The sequence below is a fragment of the Martinezella sp. CNPSo 3795 genome (assembly GCF_057784475.1).
Genome location: NZ_JBXSOQ010000005.1, coordinates 157,209 through 175,010, shown reverse-complemented (window position 1 = coordinate 175,010; position 17,802 = coordinate 157,209). Strand labels below are relative to the sequence as shown.

Here is a 17,802-nt window from a genome sequence, read left to right as displayed (position 1 = left end):
GATTTTAGCCGATATCTAGCTCTATGTCGTAAAACCCATCGATTTATGGGGGATGGGATCTGCGCCGGAGGGGTATTGTGAAAATTCGCGGCAAAATAAATCTGCTTGTATCTGTCATGGCCGGGGCGGCGCTTCTGATTGGCGCCACTGCCCTCTATGCGTTGCATCAATATGACCAGAAATTACAGAGCTATGAGCAGACGGCGAGCCGCGCTTACATGGGCGAGCGCCTGAATCGCTACGTGACCGCAGTGGTCATGGAGGCGCGCGGCATCTATGCCGCTGCCGCGGCAAAGGATTCCAAACCCTTTGCCGATGGGCTGATGGCCGATCTCGACGAAATCGACAAGGTGCTGACGAGCTGGGCGCCTCTGGTGCCGGAGATGCAGAAGCCCGAATTCGCAAAGCTGCAGGCCCGCGCCCAGGAGTTCCGCGTCTTTCGCACGGAAACGGCCAGGCTCGGCGTGACCGATGGCCCGGACGCCGCCGGCAAGCAGGGCAACAACGAGGCGAACCGCGCCAACCGCAAGGCTTTCCAGGCCGAGATCGATGCGATCGTCCAGACCGACAAGGCGGAGCTGGCGAAAGCCGAAGCCGAGATTGCAGCTTTTCATAGCAACGTCCTGTGGGTCGTCCTCGGCATCATGATTGCCGGTATCGTGGCGGGCGTCGGCCTCGGAGCCTATATCGGAACCGTCCACCTGAGCCGCCCGATCCGCAAGGTGACGGATGCGATAAAGAATGTCGCCAACGGCCAGTTCGATATCGAGGTGCCGTTTGCCGGCCGCCGGGACGAAATCGGCGAGATGGCCGCGGCCGTCGACGTCTTCAAGGAAAACGGCAATGCCGTGCGCCGCATGAATGCCGAAGAAACAGCCATGCGCGCCAAGAGCGACGAGCTTCAATCGAGCATGTCTCTCGCAGTTTCTGCCGCGGCAGCCGGCGATTTCAGCCAGCGCATCGAGAAGGACTACGGTGACGTCAATCTCAACCGCTTCGCGCGCAACGTCAACGAGCTCCTGATCAGCGTCGACACGGGAATCGGCGAGGTCCGCCGCGTCATTGCAAGCCTGGCTGACGGAGATCTGACCCAGGCGATGAAGGGCGAATTCCAGGGCGCCTTTGCCGAGCTGCAGCAGAACGTCAATACGACGCTTGCGACGCTGAAGAGCACCATGAGCGAGGTACGCGCGACCACTGGTTCGATCAACTCCAACACCAACGAGCTCCGCCACGCCAGCGACGACCTCTCCAAGCGCACCGAACAGCAGGCGGCCGCCCTGGAAGAGACCTCGGCGGCGCTCGATCAGATCACCTCCGTCGTGCAGAATTCCACGGAGCGGGCGCGCGAAGCCAGTGTCATGGTCAGCGAAGCCAAGGACGATGCGGCCCGTTCCGGCACGGTCGTGCGTAACGCTATCGACGCCATGGGACGCATCGAGCAGGCATCGGGCGAGATCAGCCAGATCATCGGTGTGATCGACGATATCGCCTTCCAGACCAATCTTCTGGCATTGAATGCGGGCGTCGAGGCCGCACGTGCCGGCGAGGCAGGCAAGGGCTTCGCAGTAGTTGCCCAGGAGGTACGCGAGCTTGCGCAGCGCTCCGCAACAGCTGCCAAGGATATCAAGGCCTTGATCGGCAAGTCCGGTGGCGAGGTGCAGATCGGCGTCAAGCTTGTGCAGGCGACCGGCGAGGCGCTGTCGTCCATCGAAGCGCGTGTCCTCAAGATCAACGACCACATACACTCGATCGCAACGGCGGCGCGCGAGCAGGCAACTGGCCTGTCCGAGGTCAACAACGCCGTCAACCAGATGGACGAAGTCACACAGCGCAACGCCGCCATGGTCGAGGAAACCTCGGCCGCGACCCATCGATTGGCAGCCGAGGCGGATGGCCTTGTCCACCTCGTTTCGCGCTTCAAGGTCGACGCAGCCAATGTTTCCGCTCCCGTTCCAGCGCGCCCCGAGACGCATCGCCCGGCTGCTTCGCCGGCCCGGCGCATGATCGACAGAGTCGCGACTGCATTTGGCGGAGGAGCGCTTGCTCCGGCTGCCGCTGCGCAGGGCTGGGAAGAGTTCTGATCCTGCCGATCTGATCTCACCAATATGAGGCTGGTTGCGGCGCTTGGGCATCGTTGCCGGCCTTGGTCTTGTGCCAAAATCCGGAGCCGATTGGAAAAAAGCCGACAATCGCCTATTATCTAGTTTCGATCAGGTCGCATCAGATCGCTTTGCGGCGAAGCGGGACAATTGAAATGGACAGTGGGCAGGATAAGGGTGCCGTAAAGGACGGCAAGGTTGAAAAACGCCGCCTGTCCCAGCTTTGCCGTCCCACAGGCATTTTCGGCGGCCTCTCCGGCAAGCTTCTCATTCTCACCGTCGTTTTCATTTCGTTGGCGGAAGTGCTGATCTTCGTGCCGTCGGTCGCCAACATGCGGCTGCGATGGCTGGAGGATCGGCTGAACACCGCCGCCGCCGCCGCCATCGTCATCGACGGCCTGCAGCCGGCCGAGTTGCCGCGTGCTCTGCAAAAGGAGACGCTGATGGCGACTGGCACGCGGGCCATCGTCCTGCGCAAGGACGGCACGTCGCGCCTGCTGGCGACGGTCGAGATGCCAGCCTCTGTCGATGAGAAATACGATCTCAGCGACGTGTCGCAGCTCACCGCCATCAAGGATGCGCTCGATACGCTGCTGTTCGGCGGCAATCGCATCATCCGCGTGTTCGGCCCCGTCGGCGGCGATGCCAACACCGGTATCGAGGTTGTGCTGAAGGATACACGTCTCCGCAATGCGATGCTTGCCTATTCGACCAGCGTCTTCTTCGTGTCCATTCTCATCTCGCTGTTCACCGCAACACTGATCTTCTTTGCGATCAACCGCATGATGATTCGTCCCATCCGCCGGCTGACGGACAGCATGCAGGCCTATTCCGATGATCCGGAGGATCCCGGCCGCGTTCTCGTTCCCGACAAGGGCGGCGATGAGCTTGCTGTTGCCGGACGCCATTTGGCCTCGATGCAATCGCAGCTGCAGAAGACGCTGAAGCAACAGAAAAATCTTGCCGCCCTCGGCCTTGCCGTGTCGAAGATCAACCATGACATGCGCAATATTCTCTCGGCCGCGCAGCTGATGTCGGACCGCCTGGTCGATGTCGATGACCCGATGGTCAAGCGCTTCGCCCCGAAGCTGCTGCGCACCATCGATCGTGCCGTCGGCTATACGACCGAAGTTCTTTCCTTTGGCCAGACCTCCGAATCGGCGCCGCGCCGGCGCAAGATTCGCATATTCGAGCTTGTCGAGGAGGTCCGCGATATTCTGGCGATCGATCCGGATAGCGGCATCGAGTTCATCGAACAGCTCAGCCCTGACCTGGAGGTCGATGCCGACAGCGAGCAGCTGTTCCGCGTCATTCATAATCTTTGCCGCAACGCCCATCAGGCGCTGATCGCTTTCGGCGAGGCGGAGCCCGACAGCGTCAGGCGGATCACGGTTTCGGCGCATCGAATCGGCAGTGTCGTCAGCATTACCGTCGACGATACGGGGCCGGGCATGCCGCAAAAGGCGCGAGAGAACCTGTTCACGGCTTTCCGTGGTTCAGCCCGCTCGGGCGGCACCGGCCTTGGCCTGGCAATCGCCCGTGAACTCGTCCTTGCCCATGGCGGCACCATTGCGCTCGTCGAAAAACCGGCGGCCGGCACGCAGTTTCGCATCGAAATTCCCGACCGCCCGGTATCCCTCGATGACTATCGCAGCAGAAGCCTCCAAGAAAACTGATTGTTTTCAGCTGCTTGGCGTCAATATGCACGAAAATCGCGATCTTTTTCAGAAATCCACTTGCATTCCCTCAAGGGAGGCTTTAGAGAACCGCCCACGCCAACGGTTTCTTCCGTTTCGGCCACGCACCCGTAGCTCAGCTGGATAGAGCACCAGACTACGAATCTGGGGGTCAGGAGTTCGAATCTCTTCGGGTGCGCCATTTTTTCACTATTCCAGAACAAGCTTGGCATCTTCTTATCTAAAGCGTATCGCGATCCTTGAGATTCGCTTCTCGCGCGTTGGGTCTTTGATATTGCGCAGTCGCTGCAGCAAAGCCGCCGAACACTTCTGCGCGACATGTCTTAGCTTCGACCTGCGCAAGCATTCGCAATAGCCTGTGATGTCCATGCCGCTGCGCGGTCGGCGCTGTCAGCGATGTTGCGCCGCCTGAATATCTGCCTGCTTCTTTGCCTTAACGAATTCTGGGCTGTATGTCCTCCTTTGCCGCGATGGTCCGCAGGGCGGTGCGCAATATCTGATAGGCTTGCTCTCCCAACAGCTCACGATATTGCCGTTCGATCCCGTCGTTAAATTCGTGAACGATTTGCATCACCTGCCGCGCCTCCGGCCTGGCGGTGACGAGCTTGGCGCGCCTGTCCGTAGGAACCGGCACCCGCTTGACATAGCCAAGACGTTCCAGGTCATCGATCAGTTCGCCCATTGCGGCCTTGCCCATGCCCGCCCTTTCGGCAAGTAGGCTGGCTCTGGTTCCTTCTTCATCAATATTGGCAAAGACTGCGCCATGCTTCGGTCTGATGGCTGGATGACCGCGCTCGTGCAGTGTCTGGATGAGCGCCTGTGCGGAAGCCTGGTAGGCGTAGAGCAGAAGTGATTGCGTGTAGGGTGTTACCATATTTCCAAATAAGTCCGGTTGCCATATAGTATGGTATTCATACTAAAGGAGGGAGTGTGAGATGTCACTGCATCCGGACGTTGGACAGGCCGCGCAACAAATCGTTGATGCGTTCGTTGCCGCATGGAATAGCCACGATGCCAGCGCCTTTTCCGCGATATTTGCGCAAGACGCCGATTTCACGAACGTATTTGGAATGAAGGCAACGGGCCGATCATCGATCGAGCAGTTTCATAGGCCCATATTCGAGACGATGTTCAAGGACAGTCAGCTCAAAGCCACCAAAACCCAAATGCGTCCTATCCGCTCCGATGTTGCCGCACTCGACATTCACTGGAGCATGACGGGCGCGCGCGATCCGCAAGGGAATGAATGGCCTGAACGCCATGGGCTGATCAACATGGTGATCGTGCGCGAACACGATGTCTGGTCGATCGCCGTCATGCACAACATGGACCTGCCCGAGGACGGCAAAGCGGAAGCTCAGCGTAAGCTGCAGAGTTGACGCACTCTTCAGAACCCAGCGAAGCGGGCGTCCCTGCGAATAAGCATGGGGACGCCGGACTACTGCTTCCGTGGCCATATTGTGCGCAGCTCAGCTTGGGCGTGCCTTTTCCGGCCCATGCTCCATCTTCAGCGGCAATTCCGGCAGAAACAACAGCACGATCAGCGCCAGCGCCACGATGGCTGTTCCCGTTGCGAAGGTCATGGCGATCGCGTGACGATAGAGTGCTATCGCGGCGGCATGAGCCTCGGGAGAGACCGTAGCGAGCTGTTTCATGCCAGCCTCGGTCAAGGACGATACATGCATCCCATCCAGCGCGCCGCCAGCGTTCTGAACGCGATAGGCAAGGATGGCGCCGGAGCCGGTAACGCCGATAAGGCCGCCGAGCGAGCGGAAGAAGGCGAGCGTCGCCGTTCCCACGCCGCGATGGGCTAGGGGCAGGGCATTCTGCACCGCGATCGTCATTGTGGGCATGACGAGGCCAAGACCGAGGCCGAGTGCAAAGACCGTCGGCTCGATGATCCAGAAGCCCTGACTGGTGGCTGCAGCCCAGGCGAGTACGGCGAAGGCAGCGGTTGCGAGGCTGAGACCGCAGAGCTGCGCCGGCTTGTAGCGCCCGAAGCGATGCAGCAGCACCCGACCGTTGACCATGGAGGAGATGACGACGCCGATCATCAGCGGGCCGGTGAGCAGGCCGGAATGCGATGGGCTGACCCCCATGACCATCTGAAAGAACAGCGGAAAGAAGAGGCTTGCGCCCAGCATTCCCATGAAGGTCAGGGCGAGCACGGTGCAGGCGACGACGAACAGCCGGTTGCGGAAGAGATCGGGCGGCAGCACCGGCTCTGGTTCATGCCGGATATGCAGAATGAAAAAGACGAAGAGAACGAACGCAAGGGCGGAAAGCCCGAAAATCTCAGGCGAATTCCAGGACCATTCATTGCCGCCGAGGGCCAGCACCAGCAGGAAGCTGGTCGTGCAGCTGGTCAGCAGCGCCGCGCCGAGATAGTCGATGCGGCGGCTGCGCGCCTGATGCGGCCGCTTCAGTGCCCGGCCGATCATAACGAGCGCGACGGCGCCGATCGGCAGGTTGACGTAGAAGATCCAGTGCCATGACAGGAGATCGGTGATGACGCCACCGGCGATCGGGCCGATGACGCTGCAGATGGCGAAGACGGCTGCGATCGAACCTTGATTGCGGCCGCGTCTGGCTGGCGGCACGATATCGCCGATGATGATCTGGGCCAGCGGCAGCAATCCCCCGGCGCCGATACCCTGGATCGCCCGGAAGATGATGAGCTGCGGCAGCGTCTGCGCGATGCCGCTCAGCACCGAGCCGAGAAGGAAGATGAGGATCGCCGCATAGATCATCGGCTTCCGGCCATATTGGTCGCTGAGCTTGCCGTAGAGCGGCATGGTGCTGGTTGAGGCGAGCACATAGGCGCTGACCACCCAGGAGAGGTGCGTCAGCCCGCCGAGATCGCTGACGATACGCGGCAGCGCCGTCGCGACGATGCTCTGGTCTATGGCGCCGAGGCCGAGAACGATCATCAGTCCGAGGATGACGGCGCGAATCTCGCGACGATCGGGCGGGTCGCCTGCCGCCGGAGCGGATGGTGGGGCAACATTCGGGCGAGCGGTATTCATTGTCCGATCTCCATGAGCGGTTCGATTGCGGCACGAATGGCGTCACGCTGCTGCGGCGACAGTTTGGCGAGTTCGGAGGCGAGCCAGTCGGTTCTCCGCCGTTTCAGGCTGCGGATGATGTCCTCACCTTTCTCCGTCGCCACCAGACCATTGCGGCGCCGGTCGCTCGGGTCCGGTTCCGAACGGGCGATGAGGCCATCCCGCTCCATGGCTTTCACATGCCCTGAAATCGTCGGTCCGCGCAGCTTCTCCATCCGCGCCAATTCGGCAACGCCGATGCCCGGCTGGCGCATGATGGCGACGAGCAACAAGGCATGCAGCGGCGACAGTCCGGCCTCGTCGCTCTCGCGCCGCAATTGTCGATGCAGGCGATGGAGGGCAGGACGCAACACCTCGGCCAGCGCGTAGGCTTCCTCGATTCCGTGATGACGGTCGGCTTTGCTCATCGATAGACTCGTTCACATCTAGATAGATAGGCTTCCTATCTATATACCTATCGTGCGGCATGTACTTGCGCAAGCAATAATATTGTGAAAGATTTTCAATCATTGCGCGTTGTTCATCAGTATTACGACTCGATAGGAGGAGAAGAGCTGTGAAACGATTCCTGACAACCGTAACAGTGACTGCCCTGAGCGCCCTGCTTGCGGTAGTGTCTTTCGACCCCGCGGCCGCTGCACCGATTCAGCCGCTGATCCAGCCGGCAATCCAGCAGACCGACAATCAGCTCGCTGGCCTGACCGAAGTTCAATATCGCCACCACAACAGGCACTATCGCGGGCGTCACCGTCCGCATTATCGTCCTCACTACCGTCCGCATCATCGCCCGGGTTATTGGCATGGCCATCGCGGCTATCGCTATCACCGTCCGGGCTACCGGCGTCATGGTGGCTGGTGGTATCCGATGGCCGCCTTCACCGCCGGCGCGATCATTGGCGGAGCCGTTTCGCAGCCGCCGCGCGGCAGTGCGCATGTCCGCTGGTGTGCAAGCCGCTACAAGACCTATCGTGCGTCGGACAATACCTATCAGCCGACCAATGGTCCGCGCCGCCAGTGCGTCAGCCCGTAATACGAAATGGATCGAAATCCCTCTCCGTTTCGCGGAGGGGGATTTCTTTTCAGACTGTCGCGGGAAGGCTGTCTTCAACCGGTCAACTGTTCGGAGACGTCCCACAACCGCCGCCAGATCGCCTGATCACGGGCATGAGCGGCAATCTTGGCACGCACCGGCGGACCTTTGAGCTCATAGAAACCGTTCGGGCCATACATGGCGCCGCCTTCCGCCGTAGGCGAGGTGGCCGCAAAGAGGCTCGGGAGGGCGCCGGCTGCTGCCGTATGCGATAGAAACGGCCCCAGCAATTTTGTCGCGATTTCGAGACCGCCGGCCCGATCACGGCCCATGCGCGGACCCGTGGTCTGCAGGCCGGTCGCGGCATAGCCGGGATGAGCGGCAACGCTTTTCAGCTTCCAGCCTTCGGCGCGGGCGATGCGATCGAGCTCCAGGCTGAACAGCAGCGTTGCCAGCTTCGATTGGCAATAGGCGGGCCAGGGACGATAGCGCTTGCGCCACTGCAGATCGTCGAAATTGATCCTGCCGCTGCGATGCGCCAGGCTGCTCACCGTGACCACTCGCGGATTTTCCGCAGCAGAAACCTTTGGCAACAGCCGCATCGTCCAGGCGAAATGGCCGATATAATTGGCGCCCATCTGCATTTCGAAACCATCTTCGGTCTCATGCCGGTCCGGGATGGCCATGACACCGGCATTGTTGATGAGCAGATCGATATGCGGCAGTCTATCTCCGATGCGGGTTGCCGTGCGCGCGACGGAATCGAGGCTGGCAAGATCAAGCGCTTCGAATGTCACGTCTGCGCCCGGTGTCGCCGCACGGATCTTGGCGAGTGCCTCATTGGCCCTGGCCTCGTTTCGTGAGGCGATGACGACCTTTGCGCCGGCTCCTGCCAGAGCCTTTGCTGCTTCGTAGCCGATACCGCTGTTGGCGCCGGTAATGACTGCGATGCGGCCCGTCTGCGGCGGAATATCTTTTATTGTCCAGTCTGGCATTGCGGAGCTCCTGTGAAGAGATTTTGGCATTGCCCATTGTATCTGGTAATTTCTACACTAAATGCAAGTTTGCAATAAATGAAAATATGTAAGTGCAAAATATGCGATGATGCTTGCATATCAATGGCTTTCGACGGTCTAATGGCGTGGCATGCCTTCGAATTGCCACGCTGTTCGGCCCTCATAAAATTATGTGACCGAAGATTGGATTTGCGGAATGACGACAAAGACCTCATGCGCTGATTTTGTGCAGTTCTTCCGCTCCTGGGTCAGCGATCCCCTGCGTGTTGCGGCTGTGGCGCCCTCCGGTGAGAGGCTGGCAAGGCTGATGACCCAGGAGATCGAGCCGTTCGATGGTCCGATCCTCGAACTTGGTCCGGGCACCGGCGTATTCACGCGGGCGCTGCTGGCGCGTGGCGTCCCCGAAAGTGCGCTGACACTCGTCGAATTCGGCGAGGAGTTCGCTGTCCGCCTGCGGGAGCGTTTTCCGGCGGCGCGGGTGGTGCATATGGATGCGGCGCAGCTCGGCCGATGCGGACTTTTCGATGACGCGCCTTTCGGCGCCGTCATCAGCGGCCTGCCGCTGCTGTCCATGCCGCCCTCCAAGGTGGTGGCCATTGTCGGTGGCGCCTTTGAAACGATGAAGCCGGGAGGAGCTTTCTATCAGTTCACCTACGGCCCGCGCTGTCCGGTGCAGAAACCGATCCTTGAAAGCCTGGGGCTTACGGCAAAGCGCATCGGCGGTACGGTGCGCAACATTCCGCCGGCCGGCGTCTACAGGATATCGCGGCAAAATCCTCTGGAGCTCTCGATTGCTGGCTCCAAATATCGTAGCACCGGAGAGAATGCCGGAATCAGCGCCTAAGCGCCGGAAGCCGGCAAGGCCGATTTGGGGCGGCCCGAAGTGAGTTCCGGGGGTAGCGGATGGCGAAAAAGCCGGATGTCGATGGCGCGGTGAAGGAAGGCCGGCGCGAACGCAAGCGTCGTCAAACCCGCGAACGCATCGAATCCGCCGCCTTGCGGCTGTTTCTCGATCGTGGCTTCGAGGCCACCACCATCGAGGACATCACGGAAGCTGCCGATGTTTCCAAGCGCAGCTTCTTCGATTATTTCCCCAGCAAAGAAGATGTAGTCACCGCCTGGCAGGATGGTTTTGCCCGCGAGCTGATCGGCGCGGTCGCGGCCCAGCCCGAAGATGCTTCGATCGTCGACGTCATCGAGAGGGCTGTCAATTCTGCCCTTCGTGCTGCCATCGCCGATCCGCAGAGCCTTGCTCTGGCTGCCCTGATTCACAATACGCCGACGCTTCAAGCACGCGACCAACTCAAATATGCCAAGCTGGAGAAGAAGCTTGCGGATGCACTGTTTGCCCGTGGCAGCGGCAGCGAGGAGGAGCGTCTTCGTCTTGGCATGCTTGCGGCCGCGGTCGTGACGATGCTGCGCATCGGCAGCGAGCGCTGGATGCAATCTCCGCAGGATGTTTCCGTAGAGCAGTTCGCTCGTAACCTCTTCGATGAGCTTTGGGCCACGCTTGCCGATCTCGGCAAACAGGTGCAACGGCGTACATGATGGCACCTGGCTAGACTAAGGGAAACCGTCCTGATCGGTCGCGACGCATCGCGTATCGATGCATTGCATATGCCGCGATGCAGACCCATCTAGTATCGGATCGCGACTGTATCTCTCCCTCGCGAAACCCTCGATTTGCCCCTCGAATCTCGGCTCCCCTCGGATGCCGGAAACGCCAGCTACATTTCAGATCAGCAAAAGGGACTATAACCATGTCAGAATTCGACGCAGCCAAGTCCGGTCAGTTCAAGATCGGCGGTGACCTTCCCGTTCATCGTCTCGGTTTCGGCGCCATGCGCATTACCGGCGCCGGTATCTGGGGTGAGCCAGAGGATCATGACGAAGCCGTCCGTACGCTGAGGCGCCTGCCGGAACTCGGCATCAATTTCATCGATACGGCCGATTCCTATGGTCCGGATGTTTCCGAACGTCTGATCAAGGAGGCTCTCCATCCCTACGGTCATGGCCTCGTGGTCGCGACCAAAGGCGGTTTGACCCGAACCGGCCCGAATGTCTGGGTGCCCGTGGGTCGTCCTGAATATCTGATCCAGCAGGCGTACAAGAGCCTGCGCAACCTCGGCGTCGATCGCATCGATCTCTGGCAATTGCATCGCATCGATTCCAAGGTGCCGGCGGCGGAGCAATTCGATGCCGTGAAATCGCTGCTAAATGACGGCATCATCCGTCATGCGGGCTTGAGCGAGGTCTCCGTTGCCGACATCGAAGCCGCTTCGAAGCATTTCAAGGTCGTGACGGTGCAGAACCGTTACAATCTGGTCGATCGCACCAGCGAAGACGTGCTCGACTATTGCGAAAAGCACGGCATCGGCTTCATCCCGTGGTTCCCGCTGGCCGCCGGCGACCTCGCCAAGGAAGGCTCGCTGCTCGATACCATCGCGAAGAAGCACAATGCTGCTCCGAGCCAGATCGCACTTGCCTGGGTGCTGAAGCGCAGCCCCGTAATGCTGCCGATTCCTGGAACCGGTAAGGTCAAGCACCTCGAAGAAAACACCGCAGCGGTGGATATCGTTCTATCCGACGAGGAGTTTGCTGCGCTCGATGCCGAGGGCAAGAAAGCCTTCAAGGCCGCATAAGCCGAAATTCGTTCGTCCGGTCGGCGGTTGCTGACCGGACAAGCGTCGGCGAGGGTGCTTTCCCATGCAGAAACGCCGATCACAATCATGTGAATCTCAGGATTTAGGTCGATAACGACTGCAAAATAGGCGTTGGAACCTCGGAAATGCCGTGGCTATGCGATATTTTTGGCATCTGCGGAGAAAGCAATGCGCTCATTGCATTGCTGCAATGCGAAAGATGATCTGTTCATGCTGTCACGAGCATTATATCTAATCCCTCGAAGGCAGCGCACTCCTCCTCCCAGCGCTCCTTCAATGATTGGCAACACTCCTCCTCCCAGTTGCCAATCCGGATCAAGAGCCCGATGCATCCTCCTCCCGCATCGGGCTCTTTTTTTATTTCCAGTCGGATCATCAGTTAGCGGTGTTGGATGATTGCGTTGCGCCTTTGCAATGCTGTCGCGAATTAGCATTGCGTCATGAGCCAAAGAACCGCTGGAGTCGCTTGCGCCGTGGACATGCATGCGTAGAGTGGCGCGACGTTACGGCGGTAAGGAAGGGTTGCATGATGCAGCGCATGGCGGGTTCGGACCGATGGGGAAAGCTGTTTTTCCGAACTGTAGCTGTCGTTGCCACATTGTCGCTGGCCGGATGCGGCCGTCCCATCGGGGTTATGCAGCCCATCAGTGAAAACGTGCCTGGCACATCCAAGGTCGATCTCCTCGTCGCGACGACACGCCTGCCGGACAAGGACCCGGCCATTCTGTTTTCCGGCGAGCGCGGGCCGGGGCTCAAGGTGGATGCCGTCAGTGTTTCCATTCCGCCGGAGGCCAATCGCAAGGTCGGTCAGGTGCAGTGGCCGAGCCGTCTGCCAGGCGATCCGTTGAAGAATTTCGTCACGACGGCCGTCAAGCCTTTGGCGACGGAGGCGGACGGGCGAGCCTGGGTGCATGCGGAACTGCCGAAAAACAAGCGTGTGCTGATTTTCGTGCATGGCTTCAACAACCGCTACGAGGATGCCGTCTACCGCTTCGCGCAGATCGTTCACGATTCGCACGCCGACGTCGCGCCGATCGTGTTCACCTGGCCGTCGCGCGCCAGCATTTTCGATTATGCCTACGACAAGGAGAGCACCAACTATTCCCGCGACTCGCTTGAGGAATTGTTGCGTCGCGTTGCGGCCGATCCGGCTGTCGGCGACATCACCGTCATGGCGCATTCGATGGGCAGTTGGCTCGCGGTCGAATCGCTGCGGCAGATGGCGATCCGCAATGGCCGCGTCGCGCCGAAGATCAAGAACGTCATCCTGGCGTCGCCCGATCTCGACGTCGATGTCTTCGGAAGGCAGTTCGCGGCACTCGGCAAGGACAAGCCGCATTTCACGCTGTTCGTCTCGCGGGATGACCGCGCGCTTTCGCTGTCGCGGCGCATCTCCGGCAATATCGATCGCCTCGGCCAGATCGATCCGACGGCTGAACCCTATCGCAGCGAGCTGGAAAAACAGGGGATCACCGTGCTGGATCTCACCAAGCTCAAGACTGGCGATGGCCTCAATCACGGCAAGTTCGCCGAAAGCCCGGAAGTGGTGAAGCTGATCGGCGCGCGGCTGATTGAGGGCCAGACGATCACCGATTCCGATGTCGGCATCGGCGATGCCGTCGGCGCGGTCGCCATGGGTGCTGCCCAGACGGTCGGCAGTGTCGCAGGTGCTGCCGTCAGCGCTCCGATTGCCATTTTCGATCCTCGGACGCGGGCGAATTACGGCGAGCAATGGCGTCGCGTCGGTGCGTCGGCGAACAATACCGTCGGCTCGCTCGGCGATAGCGTCGAGGCGACCGGCAACAATGTCGGCGACGCATTGAAGCAATAGCGCTGTCGCGGCATGTCCCTCAGCGGAGGCGTTTCAGCGCCGCCGCAAAACGCCATAGCCACGCCGCTCGATCTGATATATCAGAGGGGTGTGCATGGCGCTCGCTCGGTTTACCCTCCAGAATGCCTGCGTTGGCGGCGACATGACGCAACACGTCCGATGGGAGCCTGTGAAATGAGATGGAAGCGCACAATCCAGCTGCTGGATGTCCACTGCGAAGGTGAAATCGGCAAGGTTGCCATCGGCGGCGTCCCAAAAATCCCCGGCAACAGCATTGCCGAGCAGCTGCATTGGCTGAACACGGATCCGAAGGGTCAGGAACTGCGGCGCTTCCTTGTGCTGGAGCCGCGCGGTGCGCCGATCGGCTCCGTCAACCTGCTGTTGCCGGCTAAGCATCCTGAAGCCGATGCCGGTTTCATCATCCTGCAGCCGGATCAGGCACATGCAAGCTCCGGCTCGAACTCCATCTGCGTGACCACCGCTTTGCTCGAATCCGGCATTGTCGAGATGAAGGAGCCTGAAACCGTCGTCACGCTCGATACGGCCGCCGGTCTCGTGCGCGCGACTGCGACCTGCCGCGACGGCCGCTGCGAAAAGGTGCGTCTGACTATGGTGCCGTCCTTTGTGCATGAGCTGGATGTCGAGCTTGAGACGCCGCAATGGGGCAGGATCAAGCTCGATCTCTGCTATGGCGGGATTTTCTATGCGCTTGTTGATGTCGGCCAGATCGGATTGAAGATCGAAAAGGCCAATGCAGCCGCCCTCGTGCAGGCCGGCATGATCCTCAAGGAAGCGATCAACCGGGCGATGACCGTGGTCCACCCGGAAATTCCCGCAATTTCCGGCGTCGCCTATGTCATGTTCCGCGATATCGACGCCGATGGCGCGATCCGCACCTGCACGACCATGTGGCCCGGCCGCGCCGACCGTTCGCCCTGCGGCACCGGCAATTCCGCCAATCTGGCGACGCTGCATGCCCGCGGCAAGGCCAAGGTCGGCGATGTCTTTAAATCCCGCTCGATCATCGGTTCGGAGTTCGAGGTAGGCCTGCTGGCGGAGACCGAAGTTGCCGGCAAGCCGGCCGTCATCCCGACCATCACCGGCCGCGGCTTCACCTTTGGCTTGAGCCAGGTGGCGCTCGATCCCTTCGACCCGATGGCGGAAGGTTTTGCCATGACGGATGTCTGGGGGCCTTCAGCTGGAGATATTTGAGGGTAGGCGGATGATTAGCTTCTGCCATCTATGAGAGTTTCGCCCCTCACCCTAACCCTCTCCCCGCAGGCGGGGAGAGGGGACTAGTCCTGTATCCTCGTCTGAGTAAAGTGTGGGAAGGAAGGCTGCGGTTGCGCCCATCTCCTTCTCCCCGCATGCGGGGAGAGGTGGCCGAAGGCCGGATGAGCGGCGGGCCTGCTATTTTGCTGGATAAATCACACCCTTGCGCAGAATGATATTCCCATAGAGCCGGGGCTCGCTGGTCTGGATCAGCGCATGTGCCTGCTTCACCCGCTCGTAGAATTCCGCCGGCAGTAGCGGCACGACATTCATATCTGGCACATGACGGGCACAGCACTCGATCATCTCCGCATGAACGGGGTCGACGGCATCGCGGTCCTGCTTGACGGTTGCCCGGAAAATCGCCTGCGGCACGAAATCGTCGATCGGCAGCACGCTTAGCACTGCATCGAGCACGGGAATGACGCCATGGCCGTCGAGGCGGATGAGGCGGCGTCCATGTTCGAGACCGGGATAATTGCCGTCGACAAGGGCGATCTCGTCGCCGTGGCCCATGGCGCGTAGCGTCGCCAGAAGTTCCGGGCTCAACAGCGGGTCAATGCCCTTCAGCATGCTCAATCTCCTTGAAAAGAACGTTTTGGTCGATGAGGTAGCGCGCGAAGATCGGCAGGCTGGCGCCGCCGATGGCGCGGGCCTGCGGCCCCACGGCGCCCTCGATGATCTCGGGCATGACGACACCCTGAAGATCCAGTTCCGCCGCTGCCTTGATGGTTGCGCGCACCACGCGTTCCCGCACCCAGCCGGGGAAGCCGCCATCGATGACGGCAGCGCTGAAATCAAGAACGGAGGCAGAGGCGACGATCGCCTGTGCCAGTGCCTTGGCCGTATCCTGGATCCAGATCTCCAGCGGCTCGCCGAAATCGATCCAATTATCCGCCGAATACCAGAGAGGGCGTGGATCGAAACCGTGATCCCGCAATAGGTTTTCCAGCACGAAGATCGAGGCGATTTCCAGAAGCTGCCGGTTCTCGCCGTTGCGGCCGCGCACGGGCAGAGGGCCGAGCGCGCCGGCCGTCCCGGTCCGGCCAACAAAGACGGATGAATTGAGGACGATGCCGCCGCCGATGAAGGAACCGATGAAGAAATAGACGAAATCAGGATAATGCGGGCCGACGCCGAAGACCAGCTCGGCACCGCAGGCGCTGGTGGCGTCGTTCTGCAGGAAGACAGGGTAAGCGACGCGCGAAGCGATTTCGGTTCTCAGATCGAAGCCGCGCCAGGCATCCATCGCACCGGGCGGGGCACCTACCTGCTCGGCCCAATTCCAGAGCTCGAAAGGTGCCGCGACGCCCATTCCGGCAATCTTGCGGCGCTGGTCATCATGGAGGCGTCCCTCCAATTCCCTGATGCCGGCCGTGACGAAGGCGATGATGTCTTGCGGCAGCGGATATGGGTAGGTCTGATGCAGCTGCATCCTGATACCGCCGACAAAATCCATCAACACAAGGTCGGCGCTGCGCCGGCCGATCTTGACGCCGAAGGAGAGCACCGCATCCGGGTTGAGCCGCATGGGAATGGATGGCTGGCCGACACGGCCGCGCACCGGAGCATCGCGGGATAGCAGCCCGTCCTTCTCCAGCGCGCGCATGATGACGGAGACTGTCTGCGCCGAAAGCCCGCTGCGCCGCGCGATATCGGCCTTCGACAGCGCGCCGTGACGGCGAACGAGCGAAAGCACGAGCCGCTCGTTATGGGCGCGCACGCCAAGCTGGTTCGCGCCCCCGGAGGGGTCGAGAATCGCCGGTGTTGTGGGTGTGTCCTCCGGGTCCCGCACGAGAGACATGGGCCTGCTCCTTCCATCATGGCCATGCCTGATTTTTTTCAAGAATGCCACATCGAATTAATAATTCAATCCGATTTATTTATTGACAGCTGGAAATCTTTAGGTTCAGATATGGGGGTAGGAGATGCGCATATGGCCGTGGAGGAGGTTCACTGGAAATAATCCGACAGGCATGGCGCGTCTTCAAGCCGGGTTGAGGCCCGGGGCTGCCGGAAGGTCCGGCTTTTAAACATCGGGAGGATTGAATGAAGAAATCTGTTATTTCCGCCGCCGTCGCCGCCCTGGCGCTCGGCGTTGCTTTTGCCGCACCTGCGAAGGCTGCCGGCGTATCCGCCTGCCTCATCACCAAGACCGATACCAATCCCTTCTTCGTCAAGATGAAAGAGGGCGCGACCGCCAAGGCCAAGGAACTCGGCGTGACGCTGAAGTCCTATGCCGGCAAGATCGATGGCGATAGCGAAAGCCAGGTTGCTGCGATCGAGAGCTGCATCGCAGATGGCGCGAAGGGCATCCTGATCACCGCCTCCGACACCAAGGGCATCGTTCCCTCGGTCAAGAAGGCACGCGATGCCGGCCTGCTGGTCATCGCGCTCGACACTCCGCTTGAGCCGGCCGATGCGGCCGACGCCACCTTTGCCACGGACAATCTGCTCGCCGGCAAACTCGTTGGCCAGTGGGCCAAGGAAACGCTGGGCGACAAGGCCAAAGACGCCAAGATCGGCTTCCTCGATCTGACGCCGTCGCAGCCGTCGGTCGACGTTCTGCGCGACCAGGGCTTCATGATCGGCTTCGGCATCGACCCGAAGGATCCGAACAAGATCGGTGACGAAACCGATGCGCGCATCGTCGGCCATGACGTCACCAACGGTAACGAAGAGGGCGGCCGCAAGGCCATGGAAAACCTTCTGCAGAAGGATTCCAGCATCAACGTCATCCACACGATCAACGAGCCGGCTGCAACCGGCGCCTATCAGGCTTTGAAGGCCGTCGGCCTCGAAAAGCAGGTGCTGATCGTGTCGATCGACGGCGGTTGCCCGGGCGTCAAGTCGGTCAAGGATGGCGTAATCGGCGCGACTGCGCAGCAGTATCCGCTGATGATGGCGGCCCTCGGCGTCGAGGCGATCAAGAAGTTCGCCGACTCGGGGGAGAAGCCGAAGCCGACCGAAGGCAAGACCTTCTTCGACACCGGTGTTTCCCTGGTGACGGACAAGCCGGTCTCCGGTCTGAAGTCCATCGACACCAAGGAAGGTCTCAACAAGTGCTGGGGCTAAGCCCCTCATGAATGTGATATAGTCCCTTCGGAGCCGCGTCATGCGCCTCAT

Annotated in this window: 16 protein-coding genes and 1 tRNA gene; 11 read left to right on the top strand and 6 right to left on the bottom strand. The window is 60.5% G+C overall.

The genetic code is table 11. The features are described 5' to 3' along the window. Window positions 1–77 precede the first annotated feature (77 nt). The 3 genes from AC13QY_RS16480 to AC13QY_RS16470 all read left to right on the top strand — a co-directional run bounded on the left by AC13QY_RS16480 (window position 78) and on the right by AC13QY_RS16470 (window position 3,980). The gene (locus AC13QY_RS16480; RefSeq protein WP_113351292.1) at window positions 78–2,084 is read left to right on the top strand and encodes a methyl-accepting chemotaxis protein; all 2,007 of its coding nucleotides are present in this window, start codon (window positions 78–80) and stop codon (window positions 2,082–2,084) included. A gap of 173 nt (window positions 2,085–2,257) precedes the next feature. Continuing rightward, window positions 2,258–3,778, top strand: a complete 1,521-nt coding sequence (locus AC13QY_RS16475; RefSeq protein ID WP_269245556.1) for a sensor histidine kinase — start codon at window positions 2,258–2,260, stop codon at window positions 3,776–3,778. A gap of 125 nt (window positions 3,779–3,903) precedes the next feature. Continuing rightward, window positions 3,904–3,980, top strand: a tRNA-Arg gene (locus tag AC13QY_RS16470). Window positions 3,981–4,232: 252 nt separating this feature from the next. Here AC13QY_RS16470 and AC13QY_RS16465 read toward each other — a convergent pair. Next, a complete protein-coding gene (locus AC13QY_RS16465; RefSeq protein WP_113330024.1) occupies window positions 4,233–4,673 on the bottom strand; it encodes a MarR family winged helix-turn-helix transcriptional regulator in 441 nt (146 codons plus the stop codon). Window positions 4,674–4,734: 61 nt separating this feature from the next. Here AC13QY_RS16465 and AC13QY_RS16460 point away from each other — a divergent pair, with 61 nt between their 5' ends. After that, window positions 4,735–5,178, top strand: coding sequence for an SgcJ/EcaC family oxidoreductase (locus AC13QY_RS16460; protein WP_113330025.1), 444 nt, complete (start codon window positions 4,735–4,737; stop codon window positions 5,176–5,178). Between the two features lie 90 nt (window positions 5,179–5,268). On the opposite strand, the gene AC13QY_RS16455 is transcribed toward AC13QY_RS16460, so the two are convergent. Continuing rightward, a complete protein-coding gene (locus tag AC13QY_RS16455; RefSeq protein WP_113390018.1) occupies window positions 5,269–6,825 on the bottom strand; it encodes an MDR family MFS transporter in 1,557 nt (518 codons plus the stop codon). Then, the gene (locus tag AC13QY_RS16450) at window positions 6,822–7,271 is read right to left on the bottom strand and encodes a MarR family winged helix-turn-helix transcriptional regulator (RefSeq protein WP_113330027.1); all 450 of its coding nucleotides are present in this window, start codon (window positions 7,269–7,271) and stop codon (window positions 6,822–6,824) included. Before AC13QY_RS16450 ends, AC13QY_RS16455 begins: the two co-directional genes overlap by 4 nt. 290 nt (window positions 7,272–7,561) lie before the next feature. Here AC13QY_RS16450 and AC13QY_RS16445 point away from each other — a divergent pair, with 290 nt between their 5' ends. Further along, window positions 7,562–7,894 (top strand): BA14K family protein, encoded by a 333-nt coding sequence (locus AC13QY_RS16445; protein ID WP_233788615.1) that lies wholly within the window; start codon window positions 7,562–7,564, stop codon window positions 7,892–7,894. A 74-nt stretch (window positions 7,895–7,968) separates the two neighbouring features. Here AC13QY_RS16445 and AC13QY_RS16440 read toward each other — a convergent pair whose 3' ends face one another. Continuing rightward, a complete protein-coding gene (locus AC13QY_RS16440; protein ID WP_113390020.1) occupies window positions 7,969–8,889 on the bottom strand; it encodes an oxidoreductase in 921 nt (306 codons plus the stop codon). Window positions 8,890–9,106: 217 nt separating this feature from the next. On the opposite strand from AC13QY_RS16440, the gene AC13QY_RS16435 reads away from it, so the two are divergent. The 5 genes from AC13QY_RS16435 to AC13QY_RS16415 all read left to right on the top strand — a co-directional run bounded on the left by AC13QY_RS16435 (window position 9,107) and on the right by AC13QY_RS16415 (window position 14,616). Continuing rightward, the gene (locus AC13QY_RS16435; protein WP_113390021.1) at window positions 9,107–9,754 is read left to right on the top strand and encodes a class I SAM-dependent methyltransferase; all 648 of its coding nucleotides are present in this window, start codon (window positions 9,107–9,109) and stop codon (window positions 9,752–9,754) included. 59 nt (window positions 9,755–9,813) lie between these two features. Continuing rightward, on the top strand, window positions 9,814–10,458 hold the full coding sequence (locus AC13QY_RS16430) for a TetR family transcriptional regulator (RefSeq protein WP_488493666.1): 645 nt from the start codon (window positions 9,814–9,816) through the stop codon (window positions 10,456–10,458). A gap of 212 nt (window positions 10,459–10,670) precedes the next feature. Continuing rightward, window positions 10,671–11,552 carry an aldo/keto reductase gene (locus AC13QY_RS16425; RefSeq protein WP_488493665.1) on the top strand — a complete coding sequence of 294 codons (882 nt, stop codon included), beginning with the start codon at window positions 10,671–10,673 and terminating at the stop codon, window positions 11,550–11,552. A gap of 559 nt (window positions 11,553–12,111) precedes the next feature. Further along, entirely contained in the window at window positions 12,112–13,404 is a 1,293-nt protein-coding gene (locus tag AC13QY_RS16420; protein ID WP_371864871.1) for an alpha/beta hydrolase, read from the top strand. A 174-nt stretch (window positions 13,405–13,578) separates the two neighbouring features. Next, window positions 13,579–14,616 carry a 4-hydroxyproline epimerase gene (locus tag AC13QY_RS16415; RefSeq protein ID WP_145322336.1) on the top strand — a complete coding sequence of 346 codons (1,038 nt, stop codon included), beginning with the start codon at window positions 13,579–13,581 and terminating at the stop codon, window positions 14,614–14,616. A 198-nt stretch (window positions 14,617–14,814) separates the two neighbouring features. Here the strand turns inward: AC13QY_RS16415 and AC13QY_RS16410 are convergent, their stop codons facing one another. Next, a complete protein-coding gene (locus AC13QY_RS16410) occupies window positions 14,815–15,249 on the bottom strand; it encodes an RbsD/FucU family protein (RefSeq protein ID WP_113331990.1) in 435 nt (144 codons plus the stop codon). Then, window positions 15,233–16,480, bottom strand: coding sequence for an ROK family transcriptional regulator (locus AC13QY_RS16405; RefSeq protein WP_488493664.1), 1,248 nt, complete (start codon window positions 16,478–16,480; stop codon window positions 15,233–15,235). The genes AC13QY_RS16410 and AC13QY_RS16405 overlap by 17 nt, the downstream gene beginning before the upstream one ends. 245 nt (window positions 16,481–16,725) lie before the next feature. On the opposite strand from AC13QY_RS16405, the gene AC13QY_RS16400 reads away from it, so the two are divergent. Further along, window positions 16,726–17,751, top strand: a complete 1,026-nt coding sequence (locus tag AC13QY_RS16400; RefSeq protein WP_113331992.1) for a sugar ABC transporter substrate-binding protein — start codon at window positions 16,726–16,728, stop codon at window positions 17,749–17,751. The last annotated feature ends 51 nt before the right edge of the window (window positions 17,752–17,802 follow it).